The sequence below is a fragment of the Paraplanobispora siamensis genome, assembly GCF_016863175.1.
Classification (GTDB): Bacteria; Actinomycetota; Actinomycetes; order Streptosporangiales; family Streptosporangiaceae; genus Planobispora; species Planobispora siamensis.
The window spans coordinates 113,557-135,103 of record NZ_BOOJ01000007.1; the positions used below are offsets into that span (position 1 = coordinate 113,557).

Sequence of the window (21,547 nt, forward strand, 5' to 3'; positions counted from 1 at the left end):
TCGCAGAAGGCCGACTCGCTCAATTTGGGTCGGCCTTCCGGGTTCTGTAGTGCGAGATTCGCCTAGGTCAATCGAGGACGGTGTGGGGGGCCGATCGCGGACCTGCTCCATCCGCTCGATCCACATCTCGTCGTATCCCGCAGGGCAAGCGGCCTTGCTCGCGGATGGCTGCGGATGACTGCGGATGATTGATCGGCGCCTGCGGCTCGACCGGCAGATCCGGCACGCAGGTGCCGGAGATCCTCATTCGAGCTCGTAGTCGAGGTGGAAGGAGTGCCGGCCGTTGCCGTTGACGATCTGGCCGCCGCCCCGGATGCCGGTCAGTTCCCCGGTGCCGGAGGTGGGCAGGATCGTCCAGCTCAAGGAGGACTCGTCCGCGTGGGCGGTGGCCGTGTGGTGGAGCACGAAGCTGCCCTTGCGGTTATGGACGGTGCCGGTGAAACGCTCGAAGCCCGCATAGGCCGCCGAGCTCTCCACCTGGCCCGTTGCGGTGATGATGTCGGTGGTGCTGGTGCCCTCCAGGTCGCCGTGGAAGGTCTTGGTGAGGTGGACGCGGGTGAGCGTGGTGCCCTCGCGTTCGTCGTAGGGCTCGGGCTCCCAGCTGTCGATGGTGAAGGTGCCGGTTGCGCGGGGCATGACGGTTCCTCTCGGTCGTCGTGGATACGCCAAGTTTCTCCGTCATCCCTGTCATCTGATGTCAGGTACAGGCCGCGTCCGCTCCAGGGGAGACATCGCCTGACGCTCTTCAGTGCGGTGTGCCAGTCCAGCAGGGGCCGAGCTTTTCGGCGGTACGGCCGTCCTCAGCCCGCCGTAGCTCGGCGGGGCCAGCCTTCCCCGTCATAGCGCGGCATCCGGGCGAACTCCGCTGCGTCCGGCTCGGAGACGAGCAACGCGGCCCCGATCTCGCCCTTGGAGAGACCGTCCGCACGCAACGAGGTGTCGAGGAGCCTCCTCGCGGCCGGTCAGCGCCGCCGTACGGTCACAGCTCTCCGAGCCTGGACAGGCACCTCCAGAGCCAGCCGAACAGACGTCCGACCTGCAGGAGGGGCCACAGGATCCATCCCAGGACCCGCTCGATCCAGACGAACGGGCTCACCAGGACGGCGAAGCCGTCCATGATCTCGCCGGGATCCAGTGACCGCACGATCCAGCACCGGCCGCGGTGTCCCCGGCGGCGGTGCACCACGGCTGAGATCAGGATCAGCGGAAGCGTCACCGCCGCCATGAGCCCGGCTCCCGGCCGTCCCCACCACCAGATCACGCCCGCCGTCCAGGCGGTCACGTAGATCACCCACAGGAACACCAGCCCGCCCAGCAACCATTCCATGCCGCCTTTGGCCTGGACGTGCTTGGCGAAACACATCTCCCGGTGTATGCAGACGTCGGGCAGGGACTCATCAAGAGAGACGACGCGCTCCCAGACCGGTGGCGGCACCGGACCCTCCCGCCGTTGCAGGGAATGGATCTCATCGTTCATGCCCCCGGTCTAACGAGTCCCGCTTGAATCCCAGTAGTCGATCACTGAAGGCGACGCCCGGTCAGGACCGCGGCGGCTCCTCTGGATTCCGGCTACACGCGCTTCAATCGAAGGCGCCGACCTGGAGAGGGCCCGCAGTCGACAGGGATGACACCTACGCCGAGCCGATCGGGGCAGCAGCCTCCGCCGACGGCACGCTCTGGTCCGCACATGACAGCGGCGGCGGAGGGTTCGAGCCCGGCTACCTTCGCCGCTGGGACGGTTCGGCCTGATGGACTTTCGATATCCCGGCGGTGCCGTTCAGCGGGTCGGTCGTCCCCGGTTCCAACCCGAACGCCGTACAGGATGTGGCCGTGGGACCGGAGGGGCGGGTGCGGGTCTTCGGCAGCCCGCCCTACGCTCACCGCTGATCTGGGAAGGCCGGAGATCGAGCAGGGTATAGATGTAAGGGCCGTTTTGGGGCGTCGAAGGGGTATTCGTCCGGGCGCCACACCATCCAGTCCTCGCGATCGGTGAACCCGCCAAGCATCGCGATCTCGAGCCCTTCCAGATGGGAGGGCTCCGGTTTGAGCGTCACTGAGCCACGCCCGAAGCCGACGACGAGTCCCGCATCGGGGCTTTCTGCCGTCGTCAGGACGGTATGGCCGATCAAGGCGCACAACGTGTCTCGGTAGCCAGGGTCGCCCATCGAGTGAACCGTGGAATCCACGCTGACCTGAGGCCAGACGAACAGGGTGAGGCGCGGCCCATCGAAGTCCAGTTGCAGATAGTCGCGGACGAAGACCACCGACCCCAGCTCCTGGCCGATCAGGGCGGACAACAGGGAATCAGGCATGGCGAGGCCTCCGGCGCCGGTCAATGGCAGGGCAGCGGCGGCGAGGCCGGCCATGGCCTCACCGCCGCTGAAATAATCACACGCCATGTGATCACGGCCCGGGCAGGATGGCCCCGTGAACCATGTCCTGCGTGGCCTCGCCGCCAATGTGGCCCCGCCGTCCGATCTGGTCGACCGGCTGATCACGGCCGCCGACGAGGACATCGCCGGGGACGCCCACCAGCTGGCGGTACCCCGACACGAAGACGGAAGCCACTTGGAAGAGCGCATCACCCGTCGACTGCGGACGGCGGACCCTTGGGAAGGGAACGACCTGACCACCTGATTCTCCGGTGAGTTGCGGAAACCATCCCCTTTTCATCCCCGCCGAAGCAGCAACGCCGTAGCGATGGCGACCTGGGCAGGTCCGAGGGTGGTCTTGCCGTCTTCGATGTCCCACAGGGCGTTCTGCAGCACGCGGCCGAGGGTCCATCCGACTGCCGGCCCCCGGTCGATGCCGAGGGTCTCGGTCAGCAGGTCGAAGCGGCGCAGCACCGCGCGAGCCACATCACCGGTGGCCTCCACCTCCTGCCACCGGTTGTCCAGCGCCGGCAGCAACTCGAATCCCGGGTGGCCCGCCAGGGGTTCGGGGTCGATGGCCAGCCAGGGTTCCCGTTCCCCCGCCAGGATGTTGTCGTAGTGCAGATCCCAGTGCAGCAGGCGGTCGCCGGGTTCGCCGACGAGTTCGGCCACGGCGGACGCGCAGGTGCGCACCAGTCGCCGTTCGTCAGGGTCTCGCAGTGCCGGTACGGCATGCGGGACCTGGTCGAGCATGGCCGCGGCGATGTCGGACAGCCGCCGCAGATCCCCCGGGGCGGGTAACGAGGTCAGGCGGGCCATCAGTTCGGCCAGGATCTGCACGGCCGCATCGTCGTCGGCCACCGAGGACAGGGGCCGGGTCGCATCCAGGCGTTCCAGCAACTGCGTGCCGCTCTTCTCGTCATAGTCGAGCAGGCGCACGATGCCGTCGCCCTTCCATGCCCGCAGGCCGGTGGCGGTGCCGGAGGTCTCCTCCCGGAGCTGCTGGAGCTTGAGGACGGCAGGTGTCCCGTCGGCCTGGAGCACAGGCAGAACCAGCGAGGCCATGCCGTACGCGGACGGGCCGTCGGGCCGCAGTCCCCAGCGGTCCAGGAACTCGCCGCCGAGACGCGGCAGATCGGTGATCCAGGCGCGTGCCTCGGCGCCGTTGGCGGCATAGGACGCGGCGAACAGGTCGGGAACGTCTATGCGGGTCGACGTGTTCATGGAAGACGTCTCCTTCGTGGGTCCGGGGTGGAAGCTGCGACGAACGAAGGAGATCCGGAGGTGCCCGGTTACCGGGCAGGCGTCAAAGCATGCCCTCACCCTACTCGGACGCGATCACATCCGATCGTTGACGGCCCCGGCTGCCCGGCGCCTCCCGGAAGCGGCGCTTGGTCGGTTCCGGATTGTCCGCCCGGTGCGCCACCGGCCTGGCGGGGCTGCAGTCCACGATCACGACGGGATCTCCCATGCCCTGATTCGTCATCGGGCCTGTGTGAGTACGGCAGCCGCCGCCTTGCGGCACCGCCCGAGGCCGTGCGTTCGCGCGGTCACGCGAGTGCGTTCCGGATCAGCGCCGCGTCGTGGTCGAGGAGCTCACGCGAGCGCTTCTTCCAGTCGGCGGTGACCACGACGCCGTCCCCCGGATAGCGCGGCACCACGTGCAGGTGGAGGTGGAAGACGTCCTGCCCGGCGGCTTCCCCGTCGGCCAGTGACAGCCGTACCCCCTCACAGCGGAGGCCCGAAGTCCGCAACGCGGCCGACACGCGCCGTGCCGTACGCCAGATCGCCGTACCGATCGCGTCGTCGGCGTCCGCCAGTCCGGCCATGTGCACGCGCGGGATCACCAGGACGTGACCGACCGTGGCCGGTTTGTGATCCATGATGGCCACCACGCTGTCATCGGCGTAGACGACGCCGGCCTCGGCTCGTCCCGCGACGATCTCGCAGAAGATGCAGGTTGCCATACGGATCATGGTCTCGGGTGCGCCGGGGTCGCCGCACCCGGATTCCTCATGGCCGCCCACAGGCCGGCCGGATGAACACGACCGCTTGGAACGATCTCCAGTCAGCTCCAACTGATCTCCAAGACCGCGGCGGTGAACTGTGTCCCGGTTCCAAAGATCGAGATCGGAGTCATCGATGTCACGACTTTCCAAGACCGGCAAGCGGATCGTGACCGTGCTGTTCGGCGCGGTCGCCGCCGCCCTGATCAGCGCCACCGCCGCCGCTCCCGCCCACGCGGCGCCCCCGTGGTGGTCGTACCAGGACGAGTTCGGAGACGCCGGCCTGTACCAGGTCCACTACGAGGACGGGCGCCCCTTCACGGTGGAGCTCTGCTGGAGCTACGAAGGGGGCCAGTACCCCTGCGGCCGGTACTTCTGACCGATCGACCGGACCCCGCACAGGGGTCCGGTTCCCCGTCATTCGCTGTCTAGGGAATCTCGCCGGGCTCCGGAATCCTGCCGGACCGTCTCCGACCACCGGATGAGTTCGGTACGGGTTTCCAGCGTGTCCGGGTGTTCGGGGCCCAGGACCCGTTCGCGTATCGGCAGCAGGGCGGTGTACTGATCGAGGGCGGCGGCCGGGTCCCCGGCCTCTGCTGTCCAGTGGGCGAGGTTGTGCCGGACGGCCAGGGTGTCCGGATGCTCGCTTCCATGCATCCGCTCGAACGTCGGCAGCAGGGCGGTCAGCCGGTCACGGGCCCCGGTCGCGTTTCCCGCCCTCCCCGTCATCTGGGCGATGCTCTCATCCAGGGACAGCGCGTCGGGATGGTCGGTTCCCAGGGTCCGCTCGTACACCGGCAGCAGCGCGGTCAGTTGGTCGAGGGCGGCGGTCGCGTTTCCCGCCTTCCCCGTCCAGTAGGCGAGGTTGTGCCGGAGGGCGAGGGTGTTCGGGTGCTCGCTGCCCTGCGCCCGCTCTTGCACGGGCAGTAGGACGGTCAGCTGGTCGAGGGCGGCGGCCGGGTCCCCGGCCTCTGCTGTCCAGTGGGCGAGGTTGCCCCGAGTGGCCAAGGTGTACGGATGCTCCGGGCCGATGACCCGCTCGCGTATCGGCAGCAGGGCGGTCAACTGGTCACGGGCGGCGGCCGCGTCTCCGGCCTGGCCCGTCGAGTAGGCGAGCTCGGCTCGGTTGATCAGTGTGTCCGGGTGTTCGGAGCCCAGGACTCGTTCGCGTACCGGCAGGAGAGCGGAGTACTGCTCGCACGCGGCGGCCGCGTCCCCGGCCTCCCGTGTCCAGTAGGCGAGGTAGCCGCGGACGGCCAGCGTGTCGGGGTGCTCGGCGCCCAGCGCCCGCTCGAACGTCGGCAGCAGAGCGGCGTACCGGTCGCGTGCCCCGGCCGCGTCCCCGGCCTTCCCCGTCATGCGCGCGAGGCTGTCATGCAGAGCCAGCGTGTCGGGGTGCCCGGCGCCCAGCGCCCGCTCGTGCGCCGGGAGAGCGGCGGCCAACTGGTCACGGGCGGCGGCCGCGTCCCCGACCTGTTCCGTCAAGTACGCGAGTTCGGCTCGGACGAGCAGTGTGCCTGGATCCCCGGGACCGAAGATCCGCTCGGACATCGACAGCAGAACGGTGTACTGGTCGCGTGCCGCGGTCGTGTCTCCGGCCTGCCGGGTCCAGTAGGCGAGGGAGAACCGGACGGTCAGCGCATCGGGGTGCTCGGCACCGAACGCCCGCTCGGCCACCGGCAGCAGGGCGGCGTACCGGTCGCGTGCCCCGGCCGCGTCCCGGCTCCTCCCGGTCGTACGGGCGAGGCTGTCACGCAGGGCCAGCGTGTCCGGGTGTTCGGGTCCCAGGACCCGCTCGAACGTCGGCAGCAGGGCGGCGTACTGGTGACGGGCGGCGACGACCTTCCCCAGCGTCTCGGTCAAGGAGGCGAGATAGTGGCGGACGGTCAGTGTCTCGGGGTGTTCGGCGCCCACAACCCGTCTCATCACCCGGACGAGGGCGCCCACTTGGGCACGGGCGGCGACCGGGTCACCGGCCGCCTCCGTCCAGCGGGCGAGATCGTGCCGGATGGCCAGCGTGTTCGGATGCTCGGGGCCCATGATCTGCTCGGCGAGTGGTGCAAGAGCCGCGAACTCGTCGCGGGCGGCTGCCGCGTCCCCGGCCTGGCCCGTCGAGGACGCGCGTTCGGCTCGGGCGATCAACGTGCTGGCCTGCTCGGATCTCCGTGCCTGCGTGCGTATCCGGAGCAGGGCCGTGGAGCTGATCGCCAGGCCGATCAGGCCGATCACCATGCCGATCGCGCTGACGCTCATGCCGATCGCGCTGACGCTCTTGTCCGGGAGGTTCAACGCCTCGGGCGCGACCGCCGACAGGTCGGCGACGAGTCCGGCCAGTCCGGCGCCGGCCGGCAGGATCGAGACGAGCGCGGCGGTGGCGGCCACGGTGCGACGCGTGCGCAGGGAACCCGGTGAGGGATCGGCGGGAAGCGGCTGCGGATCGGGGAGAGGCGGCACGTCTCTCAGCATCTCGCCCGAAAAGACCGGTATATCCGTCTGTTACCGCTTATCTCCTTGAATGGGGAAAGGAGCATAGGGCCGTGGCAGGCGGGCCCGGCGTTGCTCGTGGACCGTCGCGAAGACGGCCCTCAGCCGCTCGCGCTGCTCGGCCAGGCTCCGGCAGACCTCCTGGGCGATCGCGGCGTTGCGCCGGCCGTCGGCCCTGATGGCGGCCGCCTGGCGGACCAGGTCCTCCGCGGTGTCGCGCATCTGCGCGAGTCTCACCGAGTACTCGGCGATCCTGGCATCCGAGAGGCCGGAGCCGGGGGCCGGTGCTCGTTCGTTGCGGTCGTCGGCTCCCATCACGGCCCCCTTCGGCAGGACGACCGGGGCGATGCGGTCCGGCAGAGGACCGGGCCGCCGTCGGAGCGCACCGGGTCTCGGGCTCTGCCCCGGTTGTCCAGCATCACCCCGGGCCGGCGCTCCGATCAGCTGTCACGACGAAGATCGCGCGTTCGCCGTCATCCGGAAAACGAAGGCCCGGGGCCGCGTCAGGTGACGCGGCCGGTCAGGCGACGTGCTGCCACGGGCTGATCTGGAGCAGGTCGTCCACCTCCGCCGGGGAGATGGGCGGGGAGAAAAGATACCCCTGGGCCAGCGGGCAGCCCATCTGCTGCAGGATCTCGGCCTGCTCGCGGGACTCGACGCCCTCCACCACGGTGGACAGGTCCAGCCCGGCCGCCAGCTCCACGATCGCCTTGGTGAACGCCCGCGCCTGGCGGTGGTCGGCGCCGGTGAGCGGGGTCGTGAAGGAGCGGTCGATCTTGAGGATGTCGACCGGCAGGGTGCGCAGATAGGCCAGCGAGGAGTACCCGGTGCCGAAGTCGTCCAGGGCGATGCGCACCCCGTGGGCGCGCAGGTCGGCCAGGACGGCCACGATGCGCTGGGTCTCGGCCGGGCTGGTGGCCAGCAGCATGCTCTCGGTCACCTCCAGGGTCAGCGCGTTGCGCGGCAGCGCGTGCCGGGTCAGGATCTCCAGGACCGTGTCCCTGAAGCTGCGCTCGCGCAGCTGGCGGCCGGAGACGTTGACGGTCACGGCGATGCCGTAGCGCCGGTGCCACTGCTTGGCCTGGGCGCAGGCCTGCTCCAGCGCCCATCGGCCGATCTCGACGATCAGGCCGGTGTCCTCGGCGACGGGGACGAACACGTCCGGCGGGACGCGCCGGCCGCCGGACGGGGTCCAGCGCAACAGCGCCTCGACGGCGTAGACGGCGCCCGTGGTCAGGTTGACGACGGGCTGGTAGGCCAGGGTGAACTCATCGGCGGCCAGGGCCTTGCGCAGACCGGCGGCGAGCTCGGCGTGGTGCAGCCGCTCGGCGCGCAGGGTGTAGTCGAAGACCGCGATCTGGTTCTTGCCCGCGGCCTTGGCCGCGTACAGGGCCAGGTCGGCATCGCGCAGCGCGTCGGTGGCGGTGGTGGCGGCCTCGGCCAGCACGCCGATGCTGGTGGTCACGTACAGCTCGCGGCCGTCGATGCGGTACGGCTCGCGTACGGCGGCCAGGATCCGCTCGGCGACGGCCAGCGCCTGCTGCCGGTCGGTGCCGGGCAGCAGCAGGGCGAACTCGTCGCCGCCCAGGCGGGCCAGCGTCTGACCGCGGTGGACCAGGGCGCGCAGGCGGCGGGAGACGATGGTGAGCAGCTCGTCGCCGACGGGGTGGCCGTAGGTGTCGTTGACGTCTTTGAAGCCGTCCAGATCCAGCAGCAGCAGGGCGGATGCGGATGCGGCGGGGGCGGTGGGGGTGGCCTGCAGGGCCTGGATGAGCAGGGCGCGGTTGCCCAGCCCGGTCAGCGGGTCGTGGCTGGCGCGGTGGGTCAGGCTGCGCTGCAGGATCTCCTGCCGGCGCAGGGACTCGCGCAGGTCGACGGCCTGGGTCTCGGCGATGCCGGCCACCGCGCTCAGGCGCAGGACCAGCAGGACCGCCAGCACCAGGGTCAGCACCGTGACCACCAGGTCGGCGGGCGTGAAGACGGCCGTGACCGCCGGGTCGGCGGAGGCGGAGCCGGCACCGGACCGCCATCCGCCCACGATGGAGGCGGCCGGGCTGAGCAGCGCCACCGCCAGGAACGCCCGGATGCGCCTGCGGCCGGGGGCGGCCGCGGGCCGCAGGGAGCCGGCCCCGGCCAGGCTGGGGTGCAGCACCGCGGTCCCGAGCAGCACGAACCAGCCCAGCCAGCCGGCGGTGGTCAGCGGATCGGCGGGCCGGCCGGCGACCTGGTCGAGCAGGTAGGCGCTGTCGGCGACGAACAACGCCAGATAGGAGGCGCTCAGCATGTACAGCCACGGGGCATGGCGGCTGTCGAGGGCCAGGCGGGTGACGACCCCGTAGGCGAACAGGTCGATGACCGGCGGCACCAGCGCGAGGACCAGTCCGATGCTCAGGTGGCCGCTGACGGCGATGGCCGGGGCGATCAGGAAGGTCCACAGCGGCATGGCGGCCCCGACGCTGAGGATGCCGCCGTCCAGCAGGCCCGCCCAGCGCGAGCCGTCGGTCTGCACGCTCAGCAGGATCAACGCGGCCAGGGACAGGACGTAGGCGGCCAGGGTGCCGATCCGGTACAGCTCCAGCAGTTCGGCATGACCCAGCCACACCCCGCCGATGCCCCAGCCCAGCGTGGTGGCCACCCAGGCCACCACGACGGCGGCGCGCATCAGCCGCCACGGGCGTGAGCGGGCCAGGCCGTGGCGGCGGGTGCCGACGAAGACGGCCAGCGCGGAGGCGCCCTGTCCCAAGACCCAGCACAGCACCTCCGCGCCCAGCCACCGGTTGGTGAGGAACGTGGCGATCACCGTCAGCGCGCTCCCCAGCAACAGGAAGACCAGCCAGGCGCGGGAGCCGACGGCCTGGCGGACTGCGGTCTTGAGTTCTGAGGGGCTCATCGGGGTTCTCCTCGTCATCTGTTCCGGCGGTCGGTCAACTCCGGCCGCCGGCCGCCCGCCGGGCGGTGGCGGCCTGTGCCGCGAGCAGATGAGAGCGGGTGTGCATGGGACGATCCGTTTCTTCCACGACCTTCGGGTGCTTTTTTCATCGGCCGGCGAGGTGGGCGGATGAGGCAATCCAGCGAAAGTCCGGATCCCGGACGACGGGCCCTCTCCGGCGTCCGGGATCACCTGCGTAAGATCACCGGGTATGCGCCCGTCCTCCCGGAGGCCACCCGAGAACCCGCTGCGGCGGCTCCTCGACCCGGGCCTGGTGGCCGATGAGGAGCTGGCGATCCGGCGTGGCCGCATGGTCTGCGACAAGATCATCAATGGGGTGGGGGACTCGCCCCACACGCTCCGGGAGTACACGATGCGGCTGTTCTCCGACGAGCACGCGCAGATCGACGCCGGCGAGGTCACGGAACTGCTCGAAGCCGCGGTGTACGTCATCTGTCATTGAGGGGCGTCCCGCGGATCCCCGCCGCGGGAGCGGGGGACGACCAGGCCGGTCTCGTAGGCGGCGATGACCGCCTGGGTCCGGTCGCGCAGGCCGAGCTTGTTCAGGACGCGGCTCACGTGGGTCTTCACCGTCTCCTCGGTGACCGTCAGCCGTCGCGCGATCTCCGGGTTGGACAGGCCCTCGGCGACCAGCCGCAGGACCTGCGTCTCGCGAGGTGTGAGAGCGGCGAGCGCGGTCGCGGCCGAGGCGGCGGGCTGGGCGTGCAGACGGGTGAACTCGCCGATGAGGCGGCGGGTGACCGCCGGGGCCAGCAGGGCCTCACCGGCGGCGATGACGCGCACCGCGTCGAAGAGCCGCTCGGCGGTGACGTCCTTGAGCAGGAACCCGCTGGCCCCGGCGCGGAGCGCGTCGTAGACGTACTCGTCCAGGTCGAAGGTCGTCAGGATGAGCACGCGCGGCCCCGCGTCCGCCGAGCCGGTCAGCCGCCTGGTGGCCTCGATGCCGTCCATCCCCGGCATGCGCACGTCCATCAGGACGACGTCGGGGGACAGCTCGCGGCACACCCGCACCGCCTCGGTCCCGTCGCGGGCAGTGCCCACGACGGTGAAGTCCGGCTGGGTGTCGAGCAGCGCGGCGAATCCGGTGCGGACCACCAGGTGGTCGTCGGCGACGACGATCCGGACCGCCGGAGACGGTGAACGCGGAGAAGGCGAACTCGGAGAAGGCGAACTCATCCGGGCACCCCGTCCCGGGCCGGCGGGTACAGGGCCCTCATCCGGGTGTTCCGCTCCTGGCCGGTGAGGTCGGGACGCCTCATCCGAGCTCTCCGTCCCGGGCCGGCAGGCGGGCCTCGACGAGGAAGCCGCCGCCGGTGGCCGGGCCGGCGTGCAGCTCGCCGCCGACGGCCGCGGCGCGCTCGCGCATGCCGGACAGCCCGTGCCCGCCGTACGGCGCCGCGGGCAGCCCGCGCTCTTCGTACGGCGCCGCCGTGGCCGGGCCGGGGCCGTTGTCGCGGATGGTCAGGTGCAGGCCGTCGCCGGTGTAGTGCAGCTCCACATCGACGGCGGCGCCCGGCGCGTGCCGCCGGGCGTTGGTGAGGGCCTCCTGGACGATGCGGTAGGCCGCGAGTTCGACGCCGGGGCCGAGCGGGACCGGCGGGCCGGTCAGGATGAGGCGGACGCTCGTCCCGGAGGCGTCACGTGATTCGTCGATCAGCTCGTTGAGCTCGCCCAGGCCCAGGCCCGGCTGGGGCCGCCGGTCCGCGGTCTCCGCTCCGGTGTCCTCGCGCAGCACGCCGAGCAGGCGCCGCATCTCGGTCAGCGCCGCCCGGGCGGTGTCGCCGATGGCCGACAGCCGCTCCGCCCCGGTGGCCGGCATCCCCGGGGTGGTCAGCCGGGCCGTCTCCGCCTGCACGGCGACCATGGAGATGTGGTGGGCGACGACGTCGTGCAGCTCCCGGGCGATGCGCGCGCGTTCGCCGCGCGCGGTGTGCTCCAGGAGGGTGTCGGCGATGGCCCGGCGGGCGGCGTCGTCGTCCGCCGCCCGGGTCTGCGCCCGCCGCGCGATCCCGGCCAGGGCCGCCGCCGGGGCCAGACAGGCCGCCAGCAGGGTGAGGACGCCTGTCCCGCCGAGGGCCGTACCGGCCACGGCCACCAGGACGAACGGCACCGTCAGGAGGACGGCCAGCGGCTGCGAACCGGTACGGCCGAGCCGGTAACAGCAGATCAGCTGCGCGGTCACGCCCGCCGCGGTCAGCGTGTGGAAGGCCGCCAGGGACAGCAGTCCCGCCGCGGAGACGGCGACGGCGGCCACGGCCGGCCGCGCCCGCACGATCGCGACGGGCAGCGTGGTGGCCAGGCCGAGCAGACCGGACGCCACCAGAAGGGACGGGGCGCCGGGGTTCGGATCGGGTGGCGGACCACCGGGGCGGGCGATCGTCCCATCCGCCGGTACGCCGCCGGGGTGAGTGATTGCTTCGCCCGCAGGCACGCTCACCGTCTCCCCGATCAGGGGATAGGCCGGGAGAGCGCCCGTGAGGTGTGCGATCGACTCGGCCACCGCCAGCGACGCCAGCAGGGCGGCGGCCACGGCGGGAGCGTGCGGGGTCGCGGCGATCCGCCGGCCCCGGTCGGCCCAGGTCGCCCACCTGCCCCGGCGGTCGTGTGCTCGCTCCACGGGGATCATTGTTCCCGCGGCGGAGGATTCCGGCATCCCTCATGTGAGGGACGGGCCGTCCCTCACGCCAGCGACGGCGAAGACCGCTCCGTTCCGTGACGACCGCGGCCCCCGCGGCTGCCTAGGGTGCCGTGGCATGGAAGCAACCATCGAAGTCGCCGGGCTGCGCAAGCGGTTCGGCCGGGTCGTGGCCCTGGACGGGATGTCGTTCACCGTGACGCCGGGGCGGGTCACCGGCCTCGTCGGCCCCGGCGGCGCGGGCAAGTCCACCACGATGAGGGTGATCCTCGGCCTGGTCGCGGCCGACGGGGGAAGCGCTCTGGTGGGCGGCCGGCCGTACCGGAGCCTGCGCAACCCCCTCGGGCACGTCGGGGCGTCGCTGGAGACCGGCGCGCTGCAGCCGGGCCGCACCGGCCGCGACCACCTGCTGTGGCTGGCCCGGTCCCAGGGCCTGACCGCCGGGCGGGTCGACGAGGTCGTGGAGCTGACCGGACTGGGACAGGCGGCCCGGCACAGGGCGGGCGGCTACTCCCTCGGCGTACGGCAGCGGCTCGGGGTCGCCGCGGCGCTGCTCGGCGATCCGCCGGTGCTCATGTTCGACGAGCCGTTCGACGGCCTCGGTCCCGAGGACGCCGGGTGGCTGCGCGGCCTGCTGCGGTCGCTGGCCGCCGAGGGCCGCGCCGTCCTGGTCTCCGGCCGCCTGATGGGCGAGCTGCAGGACACCGCCGGCCATCTCGTGGTGGCCGGTCACGGCAGGGTCGTCGCCGACACCGGTGTGGCCGAGCTGATCGCGGCCGCTTCCGGCGGCCGGGTCGCGGTGCGCACCACGGCGCGCCCGGAGGCGATGACGGCGCTGGCGGACGCCGGGGCCTCCGTGGCCGTCACCGGCCGCGACATGCTCGTCGTGTCCGGAATGGCGGCCGAGCGCGTCATGGCGCTCCTCACCGCGGAGGCGGTGCCGTTCTCCGAGGTGACGGCCCACCGGGCGACCCTCGAGGAGGCCTACATGGATCTCACGAGGGACGCCGCGGGATCGGGGGCCGGTCCGGCGGTCTCACCGGAAGCGGCCGGGGGAGCCGCGGCGGGGCGGGAGGCGGCGCGATGAGCACCGGTACCGCCACGCCGTACCGTTCACCCCTGCGCACCGGCCGCGGCGGCTTCACGCAGCAGCTGCGCGCGGAGTGGACCAAGTTCCGCACCGTCCGCGGCTGGGTGCTCGCCACGGGGGCCGCGGCGCTGGTCACCGTACTGCTCGGCCTGCTGCTGGCGGCGGGCGACCGCAGCGTCTGCAGCAACGGCCCCGTCGAGATCCCCTGTCCCGTCCCTCCGACGGGTCCGGGCGGCGAGGCGGTGGAGGACGACTTCTACCTCGTGTACCGGCAGCTGACCGGCGACGGCTCCATCACCGTCCGGGTGACCTCCATGACCGGGCAGATCCGTCTGCCCGACGAGACCCCGGGGGTGCGGAACGTCGCCCCCGGCGTCGTGCCGTGGGCCAAGGCCGGGGTCATCGTCAAGGCGAGCGGCGAGCAGGTGTCGCCGTACGCGGCGGTGATGGTCACCGGTGAGCACGGGGTGCGGATGCAGCACGACTTCACCCACGACACGGCCGGCCTGCCGGGCAAGGTGTCCCGGGAGTCTCCCCGCTGGCTGCGGCTGACCCGCACCGGTGACACCCTGACCGGCTACGAGTCCGCCGACGGCGTGAGGTGGACCGCGGTCGGCACGGCCCGCCCGGCCGGGCTGCCGGACACGGTGCGGATCGGGATGTTCGCCGCCTCCCCGGGTCACCTGACGGCGACGGGCGGGTTCGGCGGCCCTTCGGCGATGCGCTTCGCCGAGGTCACCGCCGTCTTCGACCGGGTCGCCCTGGAGGGTGCGGTGACCGGCGGCGGCTGGGACCGTCACGACGTCGGGGTCACCCTCGGGCCCGACGGCTCCCCTCACCACCCGGGCGGGCTCGTCGAGTCCGGCGGCACGTTCACCGTGACCGGGGTGGGTGACATCGCGCCGAGTATGGAGGGCGCCAGGATCGAGACCCCCCTCACCGGCGTGGTGATCGGGCTGATCATCGTGATCGTCGTGGCGGCGACGTTCGCCACCGCCGAGTACCGGCGCGGGATGATCCGCACCACCCTGCTGGCCGGTCCGCGGCGCGGCCGGGTGGCGGCGGCCAAGGCCGTCGTGATCGGCGCGGTCGCCTTCGCCGCCGGGCTCGCCGCCGCCGGGATCCTGGTTCCGCTGGGCGCGCGGATCCTGCGCGGGGGCGGCACGCCCGTCCTGCCGGTGAGCACGCTCACCGAACTGCGCGTCATCGCCGGCTGCGCGGCGCTGCTCGCCGCCACCGCCGTCCTCGCCCTGGCCCTGGGCGTGCTGTTCCGGCGTGGCCTCGCGGCCGTGACCGCGGCCATCGTGATGATCGTCGTCCCCTACGTCCTCGCGGCCACCGCCGTCCTGCCTCCGGGCGCGGGGCAGTGGCTGCTGCGGCTCACCCCGGCCGCGGCCTTCTCGGCGCTGCAGAGCATCCCGCGGTATCCGCAGGTGATCGGCGACTACACGCCGGTGGCCGGGTACTACCCGCTGGCGCCGTGGGCGGGCCTGGCCGTGCTCTGCGGATACGCCGCGCTCGCTCTCGGCCTGGCCGTTCTGGCGCTGCGCCGGAGAGACGCGTGACCGGCCCGGCGCCGCACCGCAGGGACGCGTGAGAGGACGGGCGGGGGCGGGCGGGCGCCGGCCGGGGTACGGCCTGGCCTTCCCGGCGGCGGCCCGCCCCGTGCCTAGGCTCGTCCCCGTGACCGACTTCTTCGCCGGGGATCCCCGTACCAACCGTGAACGCATGCTGGCAGGCGATCTGTACATCGCCGACGATCCCGAACTGGCGGCCGCCCTGGAACGCGCCGCCCTCCTGTCCCACCGGTACGGCGAGCTGTATCCCACCGACTACGAGGCCGCCCGGCTCGTCCTGCAGGACCTGCTGGGCTCGGTCGCCCCCGACGCCCACATCCGGCCCCCGCTGTACGTCGACTACGGCTCCCACATCACCGTCGGTCCGGGCACGTTCGCCAACTACGGGCTGACCGCCCTGGACGTGGCCCCCATCACCATCGGCGCCGACGTGCAGATCGGCCCGCACGTGCAGTTGCTCACCCCCACCCACCCGCTCGATCCCGAGCGGCGGCGCGCCAAGCTGGAGGCCGCCGCGCCGATCGTGATCGGGGACAACGTCTGGCTCGGCGGCGGCGCCATCGTGCTCGCCGGGGTCACCGTCGGCGCCGACAGCGTCATCGGCGCCGGCTCCGTCGTCACCAAGGACATCCCCGAGAACGTCGTCGCCATGGGCACCCCGGCCAAGGTGGTCCGCCACCTGTGACGGCGTCACCGGCCGCCGTCGCGGGGAGCATCGAGTTCATGATTGCCTGAATTCAAGGTTTTCTGTACTTTATGGGCGTATGACCGTCGCTGCTCTCGTGATGTACCTGACCGCCCTGATGCTGGCCTTCGGCTGGCGCACCCTCGTCCAGTGGCGCCGGACCGGTGACAGCGGCCTGCGCCTGGACGCCGGTCCGGCCGGCTCCCTGGCCTGGTGGGCCAAGCTCGCCTTCGTCGCCGCCCTCGTCCTCGGGCTGGCCGGGCCGATCGCCGGCCTGGCCGGCCTGGCGCCCCTGGCCGCGCTCGATCATCCGCTCGTCCGGGGCGCCGGGCTGCTGATCGCCGTCCTCGGCACTGCGGCCACCCTGGTCGCGCAGCTGGCCATGGGCACCTCCTGGCGGATCGGCGTGGACGCCGGCGAGCGCACCGACCTGGTCACCGGCGGCCCGTTCGCCGTGGCCCGCAACCCGATCTTCACCGCGATGATCACTACGAGCCTCGGGCTGACGCTGATGGTGCCCAACCCGGTCGCCCTCGCCGGTCTGGCCGTCCTGGTGGTCTCCATCCAGATGCAGGTGCGCGCGGTGGAGGAGCCCTATCTGCGGATCGTGCACGGCGCCGCCTACGGGGAGTACGCCGCCCGCGTCGGCCGGTTCGTGCCCGGTCTGGGGCGGCTGCCGTACCGGCCGGTGAGCCCGTCCGGCGGCTGAGGTGATCAGTCCCCGGTGATCAGTCTTCAGTGAGGGGGTGCGCCTCGCCCCAGCGGAGCATGGCGTCCAGGACGTCGCTGAGGCTCTCGCCCTCCTCGGTGAGCTGATAGACGACGCGGGGCGGCACCTCGGCGTAGACGGTGCGGGTGAGGATCCGCTGGTGCTCCAGGGCCCGCAGGCGGTCGGTGAGGGTCTTGGCGCTGGGGGAGCCCATGGCGGCGCGCAGGTCGCCGAAGCGCTTGGGGCCGGACAGCAGCTCCCGGACGATCAACGTCGTCCACTTCCCGTCGAGGACCTTCAGCGTGCGCTCCACGCCGCACCCGCGGGGCACCGCCGAGTTCAGGCGTTCGAGCTGCTCACTGCCATTGGTTTCCATAATGAAACAATATTACGTCCTAGGTACTGCTTCATTCTGGAAACTAACGTGGCCGCCATGAACAGATCATCGACTGTGGTCGTCCACGGTGCGACCGGCACCCAGGGTGTCGCCATCGTCCGCGCCCTGCTCGCCGCGGGACACCGCGTGCGGGGCATCGTCCGTCCCTCCGGCGTCCGTCCCTCCGGCGTCCGTCCCTCCGGCGTCCGTCCCTCCTCGGGTGTCCGGCCCTCTTCGGGTGTCCGGCCCTCCTCGGGTGTCCGGCCCCCCTCCACCTCCGACTCCGGCTCCCGGCTGCATCCGGACGCCGAGCCGGTACCGGCCGACCTGCTCGACCCCGGCTCGCTGGCCGCCGCCTACGCCGGCGCCGACGCCGTGGTCGTCCAGCTTCCGCTCGTCTTCGCCGCGGACCCGGCCCTGCGGCAGGCCGAGGCGGTGCTGGCCGGGCTCCGGAAGGCGAGGGTGGGGCGGGCGGTGTTCAACCCCGGCAGCGGGCTGCCCCCGGCGCCCGTCGGGGTGCCGTTCGTCGACGCCCGCGTGCAGGTGGCGGCCGGGCTGCCCGGCAGCGTCGGGGCCGCCACGGTGGTCGCGCCCGCGCGCACGTACATGGAGAACCTCACCGCCCCCTGGTCCGCCCCGATGGTGCGCGCCGGGCAGGTCGCCTACCCGCTCCCGCGCGACCTGCCGGTGCCGTGGGTGGCGCTGGACGACCTCGGGACCGCCGTCGCCGCCGCGATCGCCTCGCCGGCGCCTCCCGCGCTGCGGATCGTGGCCGGCCCTCAGGCGCTGACCGGAGACCAGGTCGCCGCCGAGCTCGCCGCCGCGCTGGGGCACCCGGTGCGCTGGACCACCGTGGACCCCGGCGCCTACCGGGAGATGCTGGCCCCGCACCTGGGGGAGAAGGCCGCCGGGGGGATCGCCGGGGCCTACACGCCGCCGCCTCCCGGGACGCCCCCGCCCCCGGCGCCCGATCCGTCGGTCGTCACCGTCGGCGCCACCTCCCTGCGCGAGTGGGCGGCCCGCCAGGACTGGACGGCCGGCGCCTGACCGATCCCCCTGAAACGGCTGACCTGAGGATTTCGCGGTGTGGGAACCATCACGGTCGCATTGCGACCGAATTGGTCGCATAGCGCCTATTCTCGTCTTATGCCTCGTCAGACCCGACAGCAGATCGATGAGGAGATCATCGACTGCGCCGCCATGTTGTTCGCCCGTCACGGCTTCGCTGAGACCTCGATCCAGCGGGTCGCCGACGCGGTGGGCTACTCCAAGAGCGGTCTGCTGCGGCACTTCCCGTCCAAGGAGGCGCTGCAGGACGAGGTCGTGGCCCGGTGCCTGGCCGAGTTGCGGGACGCCCTCGGCGAGGCGGCCGGCCGGGCTCCCGGGCCGGGGCGCGACCGCGCCGCGCTGACCGGGCTGGCGCACCTGGCGCTGCGCCGGCCGGGCTTCATCGCGCTGCTGCTGTCGACGCTGCTGCGCGACCCGGTGGGCGGCGAGAGCGTCCCGCTCCAGCCGGTGGCCGAGGTGATCATCGAGACGTTCGGGCTCGATCCCGACACGGACCTGAGCCGGCTGGTGCGGGTCGCCGGGGCGATCGGCGCGCTGGCGGTGGCCCGCACCGCGCTGGGCGAGCACCTGCCCGCCGACGCGGCCGGTCACCTCATCGACGTCGGCTACGACGCCTTAGGCCATTCGCCTTCGGTTTCCTGACCCGGGCACGGAGTCGTACGGCACGCCGCCGTCATTCCCGCCCCGGGCACGCATGACCTACTGCCGTTTCTCCTGAAGGTGTATCAAGTGGCGACTTTGCTCTACCGGCTCGGCCGGTTCTCCTTCCACCGGCGCGGCCGGGTGGTGGCCGTCTGGCTGCTGCTCCTGGCCCTGCTCGGCGGTGCCGCCGCGATGTTCAGCGGCTCCACCAGCAGCGAGTTCAGGATGCCGGGGACCGAGTCCCAGCGGGCGATGACCGTCCTGCAGGAGCAGTTCCCGCAGGCGGGCGGTGCGACCGGCACCATTGTGATCGCCTCGGCCACCGGGGAGAAGCTGACCCCCGACCAGGTCGAGCCCGTGGTGGAGCAGGCGGGCGCCGTACCCGGCGTGCTGGCCGCCACCGACCCCTTCGCCACCCGGTCGGTCTCTCCCGACGGCCGCTACGCCCTGGTGCAGGTGCAGTTCTCCGCCGAGGTGACGGACCTGACCGACGCCCAGCGTGAGGCGTACGAGAAGGTCGGCGACGGTCTGGCGGGCCTGCGCGTCGAGCAGGGAGGCGACCCGGTCGACGGCGGCGCGCCGGAGGTCGGCTCGTCCGAGGCGCTGGGCGTGCTGGTGGCCGCGGTGGTGCTGGTCGTCACCTTCGGCTCCCTGGTCGCCGCCGGCATGACGCTGGTGAACGCGCTGGTCGGCGTGGGCGCGGGCATGGCCGGGCTGTTCGCCCTGACCGGCGTGGTGGAGCTCAACAGCGCCGCCCCGACCCTGGCCCTGATGCTCGGCCTGGCCGTCGGCATCGACTACTCGCTGTTCATCACCTCCCGCTACCGCCAGTTCCTGGCCGAGGGCATGGACGCCCGCGAGGCGGCCGGCCGCGCGACCGGCACCGCCGGTTCGGCCGTGGTGTTCGCCGGTGTCACCGTGGTCATCGCCCTGGCCGGCCTGTCGGTGGTGGGCATCCCGTTCCTGACCGCCATGGGCCTGGCCGCCGCGGCCACCGTCACCGTCGCCGTGGCCGTCGCGCTGACCCTGCTGCCGGCCGTCCTCGGCTTCGCCGGAGAGCGCATCCTGCCCCGCAAGCACCGCTCCGCGCAGGCCGCGCCGTCGCGCCGCGCGCCGCGGGAGGCCTTCGGGTTCCGGTGGGGCCGCATGGTCACCCGCCTGCGCCTGCCGATCCTGCTGGTCGGCATCCTGGGCCTGGGGGCGCTCACGCTGCCCACGCAGGACATGCGCCTGGCCCTGCCCGACGCCGGCACCGCCGCCGAGGGCTCCCCGGCCCGCCGGGCCTACGACCTGATCAGCGAGGGCTTCGGCCCCGGCTTCAACGGCCGCCTGATCGCCGTCGTCACCGCCGACACCAAGGAGGCCGCCACCGCCGCGGCCGCCGAGGCCGTCAAGCTGATCACCGGCACCGAGGGAGTGCTCGCCGTCGCCCCGCCGCAGCCGAACGCGGACGGCACCGCGGCGCTGCTGCCGATCATCCCCACCGCCGGGCCCAGCGACGCCGCCACCGAGGAGGCCGTCCACGCCATCCGCGGCAAGGTGGCCGCCATCGAGGGCGCCGACGTCGCCCTCACCGGCGTCACCGCGATGGGCATCGACATCTCCGAGAAGCTCGCCGACGCGCTGCCGGTCTATCTGCTGCTCGTGGTCGGCCTGTCGGTCCTGCTGCTCATGCTGGTCTTCCGCTCCGTCCTGGTGCCGATCAAGGCCGCGGCCGGGTTCCTGCTCACCGTCGGCGCCACCTTCGGCATCACCGTCGCGGTCTTCCAGCAGGGCCACCTGGCCGACCTGTTCGGCGTCGACACCCCCGGCCCGCTGATCAGCTTCCTGCCGATCCTGCTCATCGGCATCCTGTTCGGCCTGGCCATGGACTACCAGGTGTTCCTGGTCTCGCGCATGCGCGAGGACTACATCCACGGCGACACCGCCCAGCAGGCCACCGTCAACGGCCTGGGCCACAACGCCCGCGTCGTCACGGCCGCCGCCCTGATCATGATCGCGGTCTTCGGCGGGTTCGTGCTCATGGACGACCCCATCATCAAGTCCATCGGGTTCGCCCTGGCGGTCGGCGTGTTCGTCGACGCCTTCATCGTCCGCATGACCCTGGTGCCCGCGGTCATGTCCCTGCTCGGCCGCGCCGCCTGGTGGCTGCCCCGTCCTCTGGACCGGGCCCTGCCCAACCTCGACATCGAGGGCGAGAGCCTGGCCGGGTACGACGCGACCGTCAAGGAGGAGGAGTACTCCCTGGCATAGCGCGCCCGTACGGCACGGCGGCCGCCCGGTCCACCTCGGATCGGGCGGGGATTGCCGTATCTGCTCTCGTATACGTACCCTTATACGTATACGAGGATGAGAGTGAAGGATGCCCAACAAAACGATCTACGTCTCCGATGAGGACCTGCCGCTGTTCCAGCGGGCCCAGGATCTGGCCGGGGGCAAGTTGTCGGCGGCGATCAGCATCGCGCTGCGGCGCTACGTCGAGATGGAGGAAGGCCGTCAGGAGGGGTACGACGAGATCGTCGTGAAGGTCGGCCAGGGCAGCGCGGTCCGCAAGCAGCGCTTCTCCGGGGTGCTGCTCGGCGAGTGGGGACGCACGGTGGGCAGCCGGGTGGAGATGTTCCGGGTGTACCGCTCCCGCAAGGGCAGGTACGTCCTGCACGTGGACCGCTCGCCCGACTGGCCGGACAGCGTCAGCTCGGGGCCCGGCAACTGGCTGGAGAACCTCTTCTCCCGCGAGGCGCTGCGGACCTATCTCGGCCTGGCCGACTCCACCTGGGGCTTCGTCCAGGGTGAGGCCACGCTGGAGGTCGTCGAGACCTTCGAGGAGCTGCGCGGCAGGATCCCGGACGAGCTCTACGACCTGGTCGCCGATCTCGCCGCGCGTCCCGTCGTCGAGGACCTCGACATCTGACTCCATCCGCTCGGAGACACCGCCGGACGGTCGGCAGCCGAC

General features: G+C 72.2%; 22 protein-coding genes. 11 read left to right on the forward strand and 11 right to left on the reverse strand.

Annotated features, from left to right (window positions below):
- Positions 1-243 precede the first annotated feature (243 nt).
- From Psi01_RS02760 to Psi01_RS02770, 3 genes are all read right to left on the reverse strand, one after another.
- Complete coding sequence (locus Psi01_RS02760) at positions 244-636, reverse strand: DUF3224 domain-containing protein (protein ID WP_204062311.1); 393 nt, start codon at positions 634-636, stop codon at positions 244-246.
- A 343-nt stretch (positions 637-979) separates the two neighbouring features.
- A complete protein-coding gene (locus tag Psi01_RS02765) occupies positions 980-1,477 on the reverse strand; it encodes a hypothetical protein (RefSeq protein ID WP_204062312.1) in 498 nt (165 codons plus the stop codon).
- Between the two features lie 400 nt (positions 1,478-1,877).
- On the reverse strand, positions 1,878-2,366 hold the full coding sequence (locus Psi01_RS02770; RefSeq protein ID WP_204062313.1) for a hypothetical protein: 489 nt from the start codon (positions 2,364-2,366) through the stop codon (positions 1,878-1,880).
- A 61-nt stretch (positions 2,367-2,427) separates the two neighbouring features.
- Here Psi01_RS02770 and Psi01_RS02775 point away from each other — a divergent pair, with 61 nt between their 5' ends.
- Positions 2,428-2,637, forward strand: a complete 210-nt coding sequence (locus Psi01_RS02775; protein WP_204062314.1) for a hypothetical protein — start codon at positions 2,428-2,430, stop codon at positions 2,635-2,637.
- 32 nt (positions 2,638-2,669) lie between these two features.
- Here the strand turns inward: Psi01_RS02775 and Psi01_RS02780 are convergent, their stop codons facing one another.
- Complete coding sequence (locus tag Psi01_RS02780) at positions 2,670-3,596, reverse strand: aminoglycoside phosphotransferase family protein (RefSeq protein ID WP_204062315.1); 927 nt, start codon at positions 3,594-3,596, stop codon at positions 2,670-2,672.
- 326 nt (positions 3,597-3,922) lie between these two features.
- Positions 3,923-4,339: an HIT family protein gene (locus tag Psi01_RS02785; protein WP_204062316.1), complete on the reverse strand. Its 417-nt coding sequence runs from the start codon at positions 4,337-4,339 to the stop codon at positions 3,923-3,925.
- Positions 4,340-4,514: 175 nt separating this feature from the next.
- Here Psi01_RS02785 and Psi01_RS02790 point away from each other — a divergent pair, with 175 nt between their 5' ends.
- The gene (locus tag Psi01_RS02790) at positions 4,515-4,757 is read left to right on the forward strand and encodes a hypothetical protein (RefSeq protein WP_204062317.1); all 243 of its coding nucleotides are present in this window, start codon (positions 4,515-4,517) and stop codon (positions 4,755-4,757) included.
- A gap of 38 nt (positions 4,758-4,795) precedes the next feature.
- On the opposite strand, the gene Psi01_RS02795 is transcribed toward Psi01_RS02790, so the two are convergent.
- The 3 genes from Psi01_RS02795 to Psi01_RS02805 form a co-directional block, all read right to left on the reverse strand.
- On the reverse strand, positions 4,796-6,832 hold the full coding sequence (locus tag Psi01_RS02795; RefSeq protein WP_204062318.1) for a tetratricopeptide repeat protein: 2,037 nt from the start codon (positions 6,830-6,832) through the stop codon (positions 4,796-4,798).
- A 42-nt stretch (positions 6,833-6,874) separates the two neighbouring features.
- Positions 6,875-7,177, reverse strand: a complete 303-nt coding sequence (locus Psi01_RS02800; RefSeq protein ID WP_204062319.1) for a hypothetical protein — start codon at positions 7,175-7,177, stop codon at positions 6,875-6,877.
- Between the two features lie 205 nt (positions 7,178-7,382).
- Entirely contained in the window at positions 7,383-9,752 is a 2,370-nt protein-coding gene (locus tag Psi01_RS02805) for a putative bifunctional diguanylate cyclase/phosphodiesterase (protein WP_204062320.1), read from the reverse strand.
- A 250-nt stretch (positions 9,753-10,002) separates the two neighbouring features.
- Here Psi01_RS02805 and Psi01_RS02810 point away from each other — a divergent pair, with 250 nt between their 5' ends.
- Positions 10,003-10,254, forward strand: a complete 252-nt coding sequence (locus tag Psi01_RS02810; RefSeq protein ID WP_204062321.1) for a hypothetical protein — start codon at positions 10,003-10,005, stop codon at positions 10,252-10,254.
- Here Psi01_RS02810 and Psi01_RS02815 read toward each other — a convergent pair.
- Both Psi01_RS02815 and Psi01_RS02820 read right to left on the reverse strand, forming a co-directional pair.
- Positions 10,248-10,988, reverse strand: a complete 741-nt coding sequence (locus tag Psi01_RS02815; protein WP_204062322.1) for a response regulator — start codon at positions 10,986-10,988, stop codon at positions 10,248-10,250. The two genes, Psi01_RS02810 and Psi01_RS02815, sit on opposite strands and share 7 nt — an antisense overlap.
- A gap of 79 nt (positions 10,989-11,067) precedes the next feature.
- Positions 11,068-12,429, reverse strand: coding sequence for a sensor histidine kinase (locus tag Psi01_RS02820; RefSeq protein ID WP_204062323.1), 1,362 nt, complete (start codon positions 12,427-12,429; stop codon positions 11,068-11,070).
- A gap of 136 nt (positions 12,430-12,565) precedes the next feature.
- On the opposite strand from Psi01_RS02820, the gene Psi01_RS02825 reads away from it, so the two are divergent.
- The 4 genes from Psi01_RS02825 to Psi01_RS02840 all read left to right on the forward strand — a co-directional run bounded on the left by Psi01_RS02825 (position 12,566) and on the right by Psi01_RS02840 (position 16,508).
- Positions 12,566-13,534: an ABC transporter ATP-binding protein gene (locus tag Psi01_RS02825; protein WP_204062324.1), complete on the forward strand. Its 969-nt coding sequence runs from the start codon at positions 12,566-12,568 to the stop codon at positions 13,532-13,534.
- Complete coding sequence (locus Psi01_RS02830) at positions 13,531-15,102, forward strand: DUF1349 domain-containing protein (protein ID WP_204062325.1); 1,572 nt, start codon at positions 13,531-13,533, stop codon at positions 15,100-15,102. The genes Psi01_RS02825 and Psi01_RS02830 overlap by 4 nt, the downstream gene beginning before the upstream one ends.
- Positions 15,103-15,265: 163 nt before the next feature.
- On the forward strand, positions 15,266-15,799 hold the full coding sequence (locus Psi01_RS02835) for a sugar O-acetyltransferase (protein ID WP_204062346.1): 534 nt from the start codon (positions 15,266-15,268) through the stop codon (positions 15,797-15,799).
- Between the two features lie 79 nt (positions 15,800-15,878).
- Positions 15,879-16,508, forward strand: coding sequence for a methyltransferase family protein (locus Psi01_RS02840; protein ID WP_204062326.1), 630 nt, complete (start codon positions 15,879-15,881; stop codon positions 16,506-16,508).
- A gap of 19 nt (positions 16,509-16,527) precedes the next feature.
- Here the strand turns inward: Psi01_RS02840 and Psi01_RS02845 are convergent, their stop codons facing one another.
- Positions 16,528-16,884 carry a winged helix-turn-helix transcriptional regulator gene (locus Psi01_RS02845; RefSeq protein ID WP_204062327.1) on the reverse strand — a complete coding sequence of 119 codons (357 nt, stop codon included), beginning with the start codon at positions 16,882-16,884 and terminating at the stop codon, positions 16,528-16,530.
- A 57-nt stretch (positions 16,885-16,941) separates the two neighbouring features.
- Between Psi01_RS02845 and Psi01_RS02850 the strand changes: the two genes are divergently transcribed.
- The 4 genes from Psi01_RS02850 to Psi01_RS02865 all read left to right on the forward strand — a co-directional run bounded on the left by Psi01_RS02850 (position 16,942) and on the right by Psi01_RS02865 (position 21,505).
- The gene (locus tag Psi01_RS02850; RefSeq protein WP_204062328.1) at positions 16,942-17,931 is read left to right on the forward strand and encodes an NmrA family NAD(P)-binding protein; all 990 of its coding nucleotides are present in this window, start codon (positions 16,942-16,944) and stop codon (positions 17,929-17,931) included.
- Positions 17,932-18,030: 99 nt separating this feature from the next.
- Positions 18,031-18,594 (forward strand): TetR/AcrR family transcriptional regulator, encoded by a 564-nt coding sequence (locus Psi01_RS02855; protein ID WP_204062329.1) that lies wholly within the window; start codon positions 18,031-18,033, stop codon positions 18,592-18,594.
- Positions 18,595-18,681: 87 nt separating this feature from the next.
- Positions 18,682-20,847, forward strand: a complete 2,166-nt coding sequence (locus Psi01_RS02860) for an MMPL family transporter (RefSeq protein ID WP_204062330.1) — start codon at positions 18,682-18,684, stop codon at positions 20,845-20,847.
- Positions 20,848-20,956: 109 nt separating this feature from the next.
- On the forward strand, positions 20,957-21,505 hold the full coding sequence (locus Psi01_RS02865) for an EXLDI protein (RefSeq protein ID WP_204062331.1): 549 nt from the start codon (positions 20,957-20,959) through the stop codon (positions 21,503-21,505).
- Positions 21,506-21,547: the final 42 nt, after the last annotated feature.

Excerpts from the sequence above, each read along its gene's own strand:
- Psi01_RS02840 (WP_204062326.1), top strand. The coding sequence starts at position 15,879 with ATGACCGTCGCTGCTCTCGTGATGTACCTGACCGCCCTGATGCTGGCC.
- Psi01_RS02825 (WP_204062324.1), top strand. The coding sequence starts at position 12,566 with ATGGAAGCAACCATCGAAGTCGCCGGGCTGCGCAAGCGGTTCGGCCGG.
- Psi01_RS02790 (WP_204062317.1), top strand. The coding sequence starts at position 4,515 with ATGTCACGACTTTCCAAGACCGGCAAGCGGATCGTGACCGTGCTGTTC.
- Psi01_RS02770 (WP_204062313.1), bottom strand. The coding sequence starts at position 2,366 with ATGGCCGGCCTCGCCGCCGCTGCCCTGCCATTGACCGGCGCCGGAGGC.
- Psi01_RS02850 (WP_204062328.1), top strand. The coding sequence starts at position 16,942 with ATGAACAGATCATCGACTGTGGTCGTCCACGGTGCGACCGGCACCCAG.
- Psi01_RS02855 (WP_204062329.1), top strand. The coding sequence starts at position 18,031 with ATGCCTCGTCAGACCCGACAGCAGATCGATGAGGAGATCATCGACTGC.
- Psi01_RS02810 (WP_204062321.1), top strand. The coding sequence starts at position 10,003 with ATGCGCCCGTCCTCCCGGAGGCCACCCGAGAACCCGCTGCGGCGGCTC.
- Psi01_RS02815 (WP_204062322.1), bottom strand. The coding sequence starts at position 10,988 with ATGAGTTCGCCTTCTCCGAGTTCGCCTTCTCCGCGTTCACCGTCTCCG.
- Psi01_RS02765 (WP_204062312.1), bottom strand. The coding sequence starts at position 1,477 with ATGAACGATGAGATCCATTCCCTGCAACGGCGGGAGGGTCCGGTGCCG.
- Psi01_RS02835 (WP_204062346.1), top strand. The coding sequence starts at position 15,266 with ATGCTGGCAGGCGATCTGTACATCGCCGACGATCCCGAACTGGCGGCC.
- Psi01_RS02780 (WP_204062315.1), bottom strand. The coding sequence starts at position 3,596 with ATGAACACGTCGACCCGCATAGACGTTCCCGACCTGTTCGCCGCGTCC.
- Psi01_RS02805 (WP_204062320.1), bottom strand. The coding sequence starts at position 9,752 with ATGAGCCCCTCAGAACTCAAGACCGCAGTCCGCCAGGCCGTCGGCTCC.
- Psi01_RS02800 (WP_204062319.1), bottom strand. The coding sequence starts at position 7,177 with ATGGGAGCCGACGACCGCAACGAACGAGCACCGGCCCCCGGCTCCGGC.
- Psi01_RS02830 (WP_204062325.1), top strand. The coding sequence starts at position 13,531 with ATGAGCACCGGTACCGCCACGCCGTACCGTTCACCCCTGCGCACCGGC.
- Psi01_RS02865 (WP_204062331.1), top strand. The coding sequence starts at position 20,957 with ATGCCCAACAAAACGATCTACGTCTCCGATGAGGACCTGCCGCTGTTC.
- Psi01_RS02785 (WP_204062316.1), bottom strand. The coding sequence starts at position 4,339 with ATGGCAACCTGCATCTTCTGCGAGATCGTCGCGGGACGAGCCGAGGCC.
- Psi01_RS02760 (WP_204062311.1), bottom strand. The coding sequence starts at position 636 with ATGCCCCGCGCAACCGGCACCTTCACCATCGACAGCTGGGAGCCCGAG.
- Psi01_RS02845 (WP_204062327.1), bottom strand. The coding sequence starts at position 16,884 with ATGGAAACCAATGGCAGTGAGCAGCTCGAACGCCTGAACTCGGCGGTG.